Source organism: Pauljensenia sp. UMB1177 (genome assembly GCF_030217965.1).
Taxonomy (GTDB): domain Bacteria; phylum Actinomycetota; class Actinomycetes; order Actinomycetales; family Actinomycetaceae; genus Pauljensenia; species Pauljensenia turicensis_A.
The window spans coordinates 260765-271155 of the sequence record NZ_JASOOV010000003.1; the positions used below are offsets into that span (position 1 = coordinate 260765).

Sequence of the window (10391 nt, forward strand, 5' to 3'; positions counted from 1 at the left end):
GTTGGGCGCGCTCTTCGAAAGCCAGTTGTTCAGAGCAAGTCAGGGATTATTCAGGGGGTACGAGGCCGGACTGCCGTACGATTCACCTATGAACATTCAGGCGGGAATTCAGCACGCGTTGGAACGGATTGAGGTTGCGCGCACCCACTATGGGGCATCGCAAAAAGTTGCGCTCGAGCTTGCCGTGAAGACGCGATCCGCCGAGGAATGCGCGCAAGCGGCACGGCTGTTGAAAGACCTTGGGCAGCCGATCTTGCTTGGCCACAATCGCGTTCAGGAAGCCCGAGATACCGTCGATGCTATCCGTAGCGTCGACGGCTCTCACGTGCACTTGATCGGACCACTGCAATCGAACAAGATCAATCAAGCGTTGGCGTGCGTCGATCTGATTGAATCCCTCGATTCTGTAGCGCTCGCCGCGAAGATCGACCAGCGTCTTTCCACTTCCCTGCCGGTTTTCATCGAGGTCAACGTGTCCGGTGAAGACACGAAACACGGGTGCCAGCCGGCAGGCGTTGATTCTGTCGTTGAGGCAGTCGTGAGGTCAGAACACTTGAAGCTCAGTGGCTTCATGACAGTTGGGCTGAATTCCCCTGTCGAGGCTGATGTTCGCTCCGCGTACGCACTGCTTCGCGAGATCCGAGATCGAATCGAGGTCTCGTACGCGATGAGCAAGCTGGAACTGTCGATGGGAATGTCGAATGATCTTCACTGGGCGATCGCTGAAGGCGCAACAATCGTCCGCGTCGGCACCGCCGTTTTCGGGGCGCGTCACCTGGGCTAGGTGCAAAACTGGGACATGAGCATGACGCCTGTCTATCTCACCCTTGATCTGATTCGAGAAGTCGGCGGAGAACGGAGTTTCCTGCGAGGGATTGAGTACGTCTCTCAGCTCTCGATAATCACTGGCTCTTGACAACATCCTCGCGACTGAGACAAGCCGCGGGGAACAGCTCTGACCAATCACGGAATGCGGTGCACCCACTCGTAGGTCGCGAACTTCGTTTCGCACCGTTCCTTCGCACGCTGGATGTCGGCTTCAGTGATTTCACCGTCAGTAGCGTTGTACTTCGTCTTGAAATGGTCGTAGAAGGTGTCGAGGATCTGCTCGCGTGGCAGACCGATCTGGGAGCGCATCGGGTCAACACGCTTGACAGCGCTACGGGTTCCTTTGTCGCGGATCTTTTCCATGCCGATGCGCAGAACCTCGTTCATCTTCACTGCGTCGATGTCGTAGGCCATTGTCACGTGGTGAACCATGTAGCCGTTTGACCAGCGCTTTTGTGCTGCACCGCCGATCTTGCCCGCTTCGGACGCAATGTCATTCAGCGGAATGTACTTCGCCTTCACGCCTAGCTTTGCCAGGACTTCCATGACCCACTGGTCCAGGAAAGGGTATGACTGTTCGAAACTCATTCCTTCAACCAGAGCGGTCGGAATGACCAGCGAGTACGTGACGCAGTTGCCGGGCTCCATGAACATAGCGCCGCCGCCGGTGACGCGACGGGACACGGTAATGCCGTAGCGTTCGACGCCATCCTGCTGGATCTCGTTCTGGTAGGACTGGAAGGAACCGATGACAACCTGCGGGCCGTTCCATTCCCAGAGTCGCATGAACGGCTTACGGCGACCAGCCGCAACATCTTCGACCAGTGTCTCGTCCATGGCAACGTTAATCATCGGGTCGACAACGGGACCGTGAATGACCTCGAAATCGATGTCATCCCAAGAGAGCGCATGTCCCAGAGCACGACGAACGGCCACGCCAACAGCGGCGGGCGTAACACCCATGAGAACGTCATCGGGATCCAGGCCAGCTTCAACGCGCGATGCGATCTCAACACCCGACAGTGATGCGGGGGCACCTTCAAGCGCGCCCGTCATACGCAGTAGCGCATCATCGGGGTCAAGGAAGAAGTCGCCAGAGAGACGCACATTCACTATCGAGTCGTTTTCCACGTCGCAGTCAACAACGACGAGCTTGCCACCGGGAACTTTGTACTCTCCATGCATGCCTTAATTGTCCTCCGCCACGCCCCGCAATGCGAATCGTGCCAGCGTTTTCAGCTGAAGTTCACTCACGCAACAGTGGCGCCACGCCCGAATGCAACAGCCCCCACATGTAGGCGTCGAAGAGCGCTTCCCACGAGGCCTCGATAATATCCGTACCGATACCAACGGTCGACCAGGAGCGATGTCCGTCAGTGGTTTCAATCAGAACGCGAATCGTGGAGTCGGTGCCCGCACGATCCTCGTCCAAAATACGCACCTTGAAGTCAGAGAGCTTGAAGCTCGCGCACACCGGATAGTCGCGAGTCAACACGTGACGGAGTGCCCGGTCGAGAGCATTCACAGGGCCGTTTCCTTCGGCCGTTCGAATGTGACGGCGTTCCGTGTGAATCTTGACGGTTGCTTCCGATTCGGCGAAGGGATCGCCCTTGACTTCAGCGATTTCCTGAGTCGTCACCTTCCAGGACTCGACGCGGACGAAGCGTGGCATCTGCCCAAGTTCGCCCAGCGCCAGCAGTTCGAAAGAAGCGTCGGCAGCATCGTAGGTGTAGCCGGCAGCTTCGCGTTCTTTCACCTTTGCCGCCAGCACGCCCGCGGCATTCGGAAGAGCAGTCAGGTCGATGCCGAGTTCCTCAGCCTTCAGCTCGATTGAGGACTTTCCAGCCATTTCGGATACCAGCATCCGCATGCCGTTCCCTACCAGGGCGGGATCGATGTGCTGGTACAGATCGGGATCGACGCGGATCGCGGATGCGTGCAGGCCAGCCTTGTGTGCGAATGCCGAGGTTCCAACGTAGGGGTCGCGCGCGAACGGCGTGATGTTCACGAGCTCCGCAATGCGGTGGGACACGGAGTCCAGCGACGAGAGCGCATCGTCCGGGATCACATCAAAACCACACTTGATCTGCAGGTTCGCCGCACACGTTAGCAGGTTCGCATTACCGGTGCGTTCACCGTAGCCGTTGACTGTACCCTGGACCTGACGCGCCCCCGCTTCCACGGCAGCAATGGTGTTCGCTACCGCGCACCCGGTGTCGTTGTGAGCGTGAATGCCGAGCACCGTTAAACCGCACCCGACCTCATCCAAAGCTTGACGCGAACGCGCTGTCAGCGCACCGATAGTCGACGGCAGGTTTCCACCGTTCGTGTCGCACGGAATAACTGCGACGGCTCCAGCGCGCGCGGCCTCGAGCATCACTTCAATTCCATATGAAGGATCGAATGCGAGCCCGTCGAAGTAGTGCTCCAGATCGACCATGACGTCGATACCTTCGCCCGTCAGGTATTCGACGGTGTCACGCACCATGCGCAGGTTTTCTTCGAGCGTTGTTCGTAGCGCACGCGTCACATGGCGAGGATCCGACTTCGCAACCAGCGTGACGACCGATGCGCCTGATTCAGCAAGCCCAGCAACCTGGCGATCCTCGGATGCCCGAACGCCGGCTTTCGTGGTGGCACCAAAGGCTGTAAGGCGCGCGTGATGCAACTGTATGCCGCGAGCACGCTGGAAGAACTGCGTATCTTTCGGAATCGCGCCCGGCCATCCGCCTTCGATGTAGTCGACGCCCAGCTCGTCCACAATGGGCAGTGCTGCGAGCTTGTCAGCGACGGACAGGGAAATGCCCTCCTGTTGGGCTCCGTCGCGCAAGGTCGTGTCGTACAGGGCAACGTGTTCGCTCATTGCCAGCTCCCTCGAGTTCAGCGCGTGTGCGCTTTGGTCTGGTCAGGTCGTGTTGGGCTGACCGTTCAGATATGGGTGGGGGACCTCATCACAATCGACGAGGCCGCGACCACTGATTCAACGTTCAACGGAGGACGCGCGAGACGTCGCGCGCTGCGCCCTTCGATGCGCTCATTGCCGTTGCGGCGTAGAGCTGCAGTGCGGGTGAGACAACGCGGTCACGGTTCAGCGGAGTCCACGGGTGTTCGCGTGCTTCCTGAGCGGCGCGACGGCGTTCGATTTCCTCTTCGGGGACATCGAGCTGCAGAAGACCCTCGTTCACGTCGATGATGATCGGATCACCGTCTTCGATCAGGCCGATCAGACCACCGTCAGCAGCCTCAGGCGAAATGTGTCCAACGGAGATGCCAGACGTGCCGCCGGAGAAACGACCGTCGGTGATGAGGGCGCAGGCTTTACCGAGGCCTCGTCCCTTGATAAAGGAGGTCGGGTAGAGCATTTCCTGCATGCCCGGCCCCCCTGCGGGCCCCTCGTAGCGAATGACAACAACGTCGCCAGCTTCGACGGTCTTGTCGAGGATCTTTTCGATGGCTTCGTCCTGGGATTCCATGACGCGCGCTCGGCCTTCGAAGTGGAAGAGAGACGGGTCAATACCGGCTGCCTTGATGATGGCGCCTTCGGGGGCAAGGTTGCCGAAGAGAACGGTCAGGCCACCGTTTGCGGTGTAGGCGTGCTCGATATCGCGGACGCAACCATTTTCCTGATCGAGGTCGAGTTCAGCCCACTTATTCGAGGTAGAGAACGGTTCGGTGGTGCGCACGTTTCCAGGCGCAGCCTTCCAAAGTTCGATCGCTTCGTCGGTGACGGTAGGCGACTTCGGATCCCATGCTCCCAGCCACTCGTCCAGCGACGGCGAGTGGATGGTGTGGACGGTGTGGGTGAGGAACCCACCACGGTCAAGTTCACCAAGAATGCGCGGAATACCGCCTGCTCGGTGGACATCTTCCATGTGGTAGTCGTTGTGGTTCGGTGCAACCTTGGACAGGCACGGGACAGTGCGTCCCAGTTCTGCGATGTCTTCGAGGTCGAAGTCAATTCCGCCTTCGTGCGCAACTGCCAGCAGGTGCAGGACGGTGTTCGAGGATCCTCCCATCGCCATATCCAGTGTCATCGCGTTGTGGAAGGCATCCTTGTTCGCGATGTTGCGAGGCAGGACGGAATCATCTTCCTCGTCGTAGTAGCGGTGGCAGAGGTCAACGATCATTTCGCCTGCGCGCACGAACAGGTCGCGGCGAGCAACCTGGGTGGCGAGGGTTGAACCGTTACCGGGCAACGACAGGCCAAGGGCCTCGGTCAGACAGTTCATCGAGTTCGCGGTGAACATGCCAGAGCAGGAACCACAGGTCGGGCAAGCAAGCTTCTCGATGGCGAGCAGCGCATCGTCGGAAACCTCGTCGTTCGCCGTCGCATTCATAACGGTGATGAGGTTGCCGTGGCCGGTCTTCGCGTCGCCAATGATCACGGACGGATCGATGTTCTTGCCAGCTTCCATTGGGCCGCCGGAGACGAAAACAACGGGGATGTTGAGGCGCATCGCAGCGATCAACATGCCGGGCGTGATCTTGTCACAGTTGGAGATGCAGACCATGGCGTCCGCACAGTGGGCATTCACCATGTATTCAACGGAGTCGGAGATGACCTCGCGGCTGGGGAGCGAGTAGAGCATGCCACCATGGCCCATCGCAATACCATCATCGACGGCAATCGTGTTCATTTCCTTGGCAACGCCGCCAGCTTCAACGATTGCGTCAGCGACAAGCTTGCCAACGTTACGAAGGTGGACGTGTCCAGGCACAAATTCGGTGAACGAGTTAACGACGGCAATAATCGGCTTCCCGAAGTCGCTATCTCTCATACCCGTCGCGCGCCAGAGCGCACGGGCACCAGCCATATTGCGGCCCTGCGTTGAAGTCGCGGAGCGAAGCTGCCTGCTCATGAGCGTCCTCCCAGTAATTAGGTAATGCGTTAAGCCTAAGAGGATTGGTTGACGCGCGTCCGACGAGGTCATTGAGTGAACAGACAGTTTGTCACATTCGCCTACCCAATGGACGCCTCGGCCTACGCCTCGTACCCAAACGTAATCTTTCACTCACGACGCGGTCGCTAGAAAGGATTACCGACGTGACTATCCGTACAACCCATGTGGGTTCACTCCCCCGCACACCCAAACTTGTCGACGCGAACTGGAAGCGCGCAAAGGGTGAGCTCTCCGACGCTGAGTTTGCTCTGATTCTTCAGGAAGAAGCAAACAAGGTTATTGCCAAGCAGGTTGAGCTCGGCATTTCGGTCGTTAACGATGGCGAGTACGGTCATGCGATGCTCGACACAGTCGACTACGGCGCATGGTGGACCTACTCCTTCTCCCGTTTCGGTGGTCTGACCGCTGAAGAGACCGCTCGTTTCGATGTGCGTCCTCCGGCAGGCCGCGAAGGTCGCATTTCATACTCTTCCTTCGCAGAGCGCCGAGACTGGCAACGTTTCCAAGACGCCTACTCCGATCCGGATTCCGGTATCCACATTGCGAATAAGAATCCCGTTGTCTTCCCGACGATCACATCGGAACTCACCTACATTGGCACCGACGCTGTCAACGCCGATATTGCCGGCACGAAAGCAGCCCTCGAAGCTGTTGGAAAGTCCGTGAAGGATGGCTTCATCGCCTCTATCTCCCCCGGCTCTGCCGCCCGCGTCGCCAACGCCTTCTATGAAGATGACGAGGCCGTCGTGTGGGCACTCGCTGATGTTCTTCGCGAGGAATACAAGCGCATCACCGACTCAGGCCTGACCGTTCAGATCGATGCTCCGGATATTGCCGAGGGCTGGGACCAGTTCGCTGTTGCCCCTTCACTCGAGGAGTACCGCGCTTTCCAGCAAGTCCGTATCGATGCTCTGAACCACGCACTTGCAGGTATCGATCCCGAGCTCATCCGTTTCCACGTCTGCTGGGGTTCCTGGCACGGCCCGCACACCACGGACATCCCGTTCAAGGACATCGTCGACCTCGCTCTTGCAGTGAACGCCAATGGCCTGACCTTCGAGGCAGCGAATGCGCGCCACGCTCACGAGTGGACAATCTGGAAGGACATCGAGCTTCCTGAAGGAAAGTACCTGATCCCGGGCGTTGTATCTCACTCCACAAACGTTGTCGAGCACCCCGAATTGGTTGCCCAGCGTATCCACCAGTTCACCGACATCGTCGGCAAGGAACGCGTTGTCGCATCGACCGACTGCGGCCTGGGTGGCCGCGTCTACCCGTCGATCGCATGGGCAAAGCTCGAATCACTGACTGAAGGTGCACGCCTGGCTGATCAGTGATCCAACTCCGCCCCTCACAAGGCTTTAGGGCTGTGGGACTCAGTCCCACAGCCCAGTCTTGTATATGGAGGCGGCCTCGTCGATAAAAATCAACGAGGCCCCTACGTTAAAAACGTGAAAGTCAAGCGAGACGGTAGAGCCAGTTGTACGGATCCGGACGGTGACCCATCTGGATACCGGTCAGCTCAGCGTGGATAGCCTTCGTCTTTTCACCAACGGGGAGCTCCACATCGAAGTCATCATTCGCAAGGCGAGTAATCGGCGTGATGACGGCGGCCGTGCCACACGCGAAGATCTCCGAAACAGCGCCGGAGCGGATGCCCGCAACCAGTTCGTCCAGAGCGATCTTTTCTTCACGAACCTCGGTTCCCTGCTCGCGCAACATACGGCAGATTGCAGAACGCGTACCACCCTCAAGGATGACACCGGACAGTTCGGGCGTACGGATCGTGCCGTCAGCCATGACGACGAACATGTTCATGCCACCGAGCTCTTCGAGATACTTTTCCTCGTAGGTGTCCAGGAAGCAGACCTGCGAGAAGCCCTTTTCAGCAGCGACTTCCTGCGGCATCAGGGACGCAGCGTAGTTGCCACCCGCCTTCGCGGCACCCGTGCCACCCGGGCCAGCGCGGTGATAGCCCTTCACGACCCAGATCGGAACACCGGTGAGGCCGGACTTGAAGTACGGGCCGGACGGCGAGCCGATCACGTAGTAGTCGACAACCTGGGCGGCGTGGACACCCACGAATGCCTCGGAGGCGAACATGAACGGGCGAAGGTAGAGGCTGGTGCCATCGCCTTCGGGAACCCACTTTGAATCCGCGCGAACGTAGTCAACCAGGGAAGCGACAAAGTCTTCGCGATCCATCTCGGGCAGAGCCAGACGACGAGCCGAGTGGTTGATGCGCGCCGCATTGAAAGTCGGGCGGAAGGTCCAGATCGACCCGTCATCGTGACGGTACGCCTTGATGCCTTCAAACACGGACTGCGAGTAGTGCAGAACCGCAGCACCCGGCGTGAGATCCAGCGGACCGTAAGGAATCACACCACGATCCGTCCAACCTTCACCCTTGATCCAGCGCATGTGGGCCATGTGATCGGTGAACTGACAGCCGAAGGTCAGATCATTCATCACCGCGTCGTATTCTGCCTGCGACGCAGGATTCGGGTTGACGGTAAGAGGGAAACGACCTGCAAGCTCGTCACCGGATCCAATCGGCTGAGCAGCCAAGGATTCCAGCTGAGTAGGCACATGCTCTTGGATCGCCATTATTTCTCCTCTTCGTAGGCGTTACGTCCAGGATATGTGTGGATACGACGATACTCGCCAAGGTTCCGTCATGTGAACCTAGGCGAGCATCAGTCGGTGAGAATACGCTCAGGCAAGTGCCACGCAGATCGCGTCTCCGATTTCGGAGGTGGAGCGAACCAGCGGAGCGCCTGCCTTATCGGCGGCAGCGCGGTCGGCCATGTCCTTTTCGATGGCGGCTTCCACCTTGGCTGCCAGTTCCGGCTTGCCAATATGGTCAAGCAGCAGTGCGACCGAGGAGATCGTTGCAGTCGGATCAGCCTTGCCCTGGCCTGCAATGTCGGGCGCAGAGCCGTGGACGGGCTCAAACATCGACGGGAATGCGCCGTCGGGGTTGATATTGCCCGATGCGGCCAGGCCGATGCCACCGGTGACTGCGCCCGCTTCGTCGGTGAGGATGTCGCCGAACAGGTTGTCGGTGACGATCACGTCAAAGCGTTGCGGGTCGGTGACCATGTAGATCGTGGCCGCGTCAACGTGGCAGTAGTCGACGGCGACGTCAGGGTATTCGGCTCCGACGGCTTCGACTGTGCGACGCCAGAGGTGTCCGGCGTTCACGAGGACATTGTGTTTGTGCACCAAAGTAAGTTTTTTACGAGGCCGAGCGTTGGCCTTTTCAAACGCGTAGCGTACAACGCGCTCAACACCGAAAGCAGTGTTGACTGAAACCTCGGTTGCGATCTCGTGCGGGGTGCCGACGCGGACGGCACCGCCGTTGCCACAGTAGAGGCCCTCCGTGCCTTCACGGACAACAACGAAGTCTGTGTTGTCGGGAATGCGTAGCGGCGAGGCAACGCCTTCGTAGTACTTCGAGGGACGAAGGTTCACGTAGTGATCGAGAGCGAAGCGGAGCTTCAGCAACAGACCGCGCTCAAGGACACCGGAGGGAACCGACGGGTCACCAACAGCACCCAGAAGGATGACGTCGTTTCCCCTGATTGCTTCAAGATCTTCGTCGGTCAGGGTGTCACCGGTGCGGTGCCAGCGGTCAGCGCCCAGATCGAACTGAGTCGTTTCAAGTTCCAGGTCGGAACCTTCAAGGACCTTGGTCAGAACCTTCAGGCCTTCGGGAACAACCTCTTTACCGATACCGTCGCCGGGAATCACGGCCAATTTGATCGTGCGCATACATCCAGTGTGCTGAGCTGCGTCTGTGTGCGCGGAAACGTCCGCCATGCGGATCCTTTCCCCGACGAGGCGGACATCCTCCTGCGCTATTCCTCCCCACGCGCTCCTTTCCTTTTCGATGCCGTCATTTCTCTTCTTCATTCCACACCTCACGCCCCAAGCGGGCAGCACGCCCTAGACAGGCTCCTATACACTGTTCCCATGCTTTCGTCTTTTCCTACGGCCAATTCTCCGTTCGATGCCCACGCGGAGCAGTGGGATTCTTCTCCCGTACGCGGGGAACGCGCACGCACCGTCGCCTCAGAAATAATGCGACGACTCCCTTCGGGAGGTCACTGGCTCGATATCGGTTCTGGGACGGGGCTGCTGGGGCTGGCTCTGTCCTCCCATGCCGATCACGTGAGTCTGGGTGATACGTCTCAGGGAATGTTGGAAGTTGCTCACCGCAACATTGCGGATGCCGGCCTGAATGATCGCATGGATGCCCTGTTCTGTGACGCGGAGCAGTGGGTCAGCGAAGTTCCCTCCCAGGAATATGACGTCATTGTGTCGCTGATGGCTCTGCATCATATGAAGGATCAGCGCTCGGTGATCCGTGCGCTTGTGGAGCGAGCGCGGCCGGGTGGCTGGGTTGCTCTGGCGGATATGGATGCGGACGACGGTTCCTACCATGCTGACGGAGATATTGTTCCGGCTCATCACGGCACCGAACGTGCTCTCGTTGAGCAGTTGCTCCACGAATGTGGCTGCCAGAATATCCTCGTCTCCACGGTGATGACGATTTCGAAGTCGGGGCGTGACTACCCGGTATTCCTTGCAACTGCGCAGGTAGCCCGACGCTAGCTCATTCCCCCCACTCGTATATGCATGTGGCGGCCACCTTGAGGG

At 58.9% G+C, this 10391-nt stretch carries 8 protein-coding genes; 3 read left to right on the top strand and 5 right to left on the bottom strand.

The window, feature by feature from the left end; translation table 11 throughout:
• The first annotated feature begins 88 nt into the window (after positions 1-88).
• Positions 89-784: a YggS family pyridoxal phosphate-dependent enzyme gene (locus QP442_RS05850; protein ID WP_103633509.1), complete on the top strand. Its 696-nt coding sequence runs from the start codon at positions 89-91 to the stop codon at positions 782-784.
• Positions 785-963: 179 nt separating this feature from the next.
• Here the strand turns inward: QP442_RS05850 and QP442_RS05855 are convergent, their stop codons facing one another.
• From QP442_RS05855 to ilvD, 3 genes are all read right to left on the bottom strand, one after another.
• On the bottom strand, positions 964-2013 hold the full coding sequence (locus QP442_RS05855; protein WP_103633508.1) for a lipoate--protein ligase family protein: 1050 nt from the start codon (positions 2011-2013) through the stop codon (positions 964-966).
• 61 nt (positions 2014-2074) lie between these two features.
• A complete protein-coding gene (cimA, locus tag QP442_RS05860; protein WP_006681790.1) occupies positions 2075-3691 on the bottom strand; it encodes a citramalate synthase in 1617 nt (538 codons plus the stop codon).
• Positions 3692-3815: 124 nt separating this feature from the next.
• Positions 3816-5687 carry a dihydroxy-acid dehydratase gene (gene ilvD / locus QP442_RS05865; RefSeq protein ID WP_103633507.1) on the bottom strand — a complete coding sequence of 624 codons (1872 nt, stop codon included), beginning with the start codon at positions 5685-5687 and terminating at the stop codon, positions 3816-3818.
• A 185-nt stretch (positions 5688-5872) separates the two neighbouring features.
• Here ilvD and QP442_RS05870 point away from each other — a divergent pair, with 185 nt between their 5' ends.
• Complete coding sequence (locus tag QP442_RS05870) at positions 5873-7066, top strand: cobalamin-independent methionine synthase II family protein (RefSeq protein ID WP_103633506.1); 1194 nt, start codon at positions 5873-5875, stop codon at positions 7064-7066.
• Positions 7067-7187: 121 nt separating this feature from the next.
• Here the strand turns inward: QP442_RS05870 and QP442_RS05875 are convergent, their stop codons facing one another.
• Positions 7188-8336, bottom strand: a complete 1149-nt coding sequence (locus QP442_RS05875; RefSeq protein WP_103633505.1) for a branched-chain amino acid aminotransferase — start codon at positions 8334-8336, stop codon at positions 7188-7190.
• A 108-nt stretch (positions 8337-8444) separates the two neighbouring features.
• Positions 8445-9503 (bottom strand): 3-isopropylmalate dehydrogenase, encoded by a 1059-nt coding sequence (locus QP442_RS05880; RefSeq protein ID WP_103633624.1) that lies wholly within the window; start codon positions 9501-9503, stop codon positions 8445-8447.
• A 201-nt stretch (positions 9504-9704) separates the two neighbouring features.
• On the opposite strand from QP442_RS05880, the gene QP442_RS05885 reads away from it, so the two are divergent.
• Positions 9705-10346, top strand: coding sequence for a class I SAM-dependent DNA methyltransferase (locus QP442_RS05885; RefSeq protein WP_103633504.1), 642 nt, complete (start codon positions 9705-9707; stop codon positions 10344-10346).
• Positions 10347-10391 lie beyond the last annotated feature (45 nt).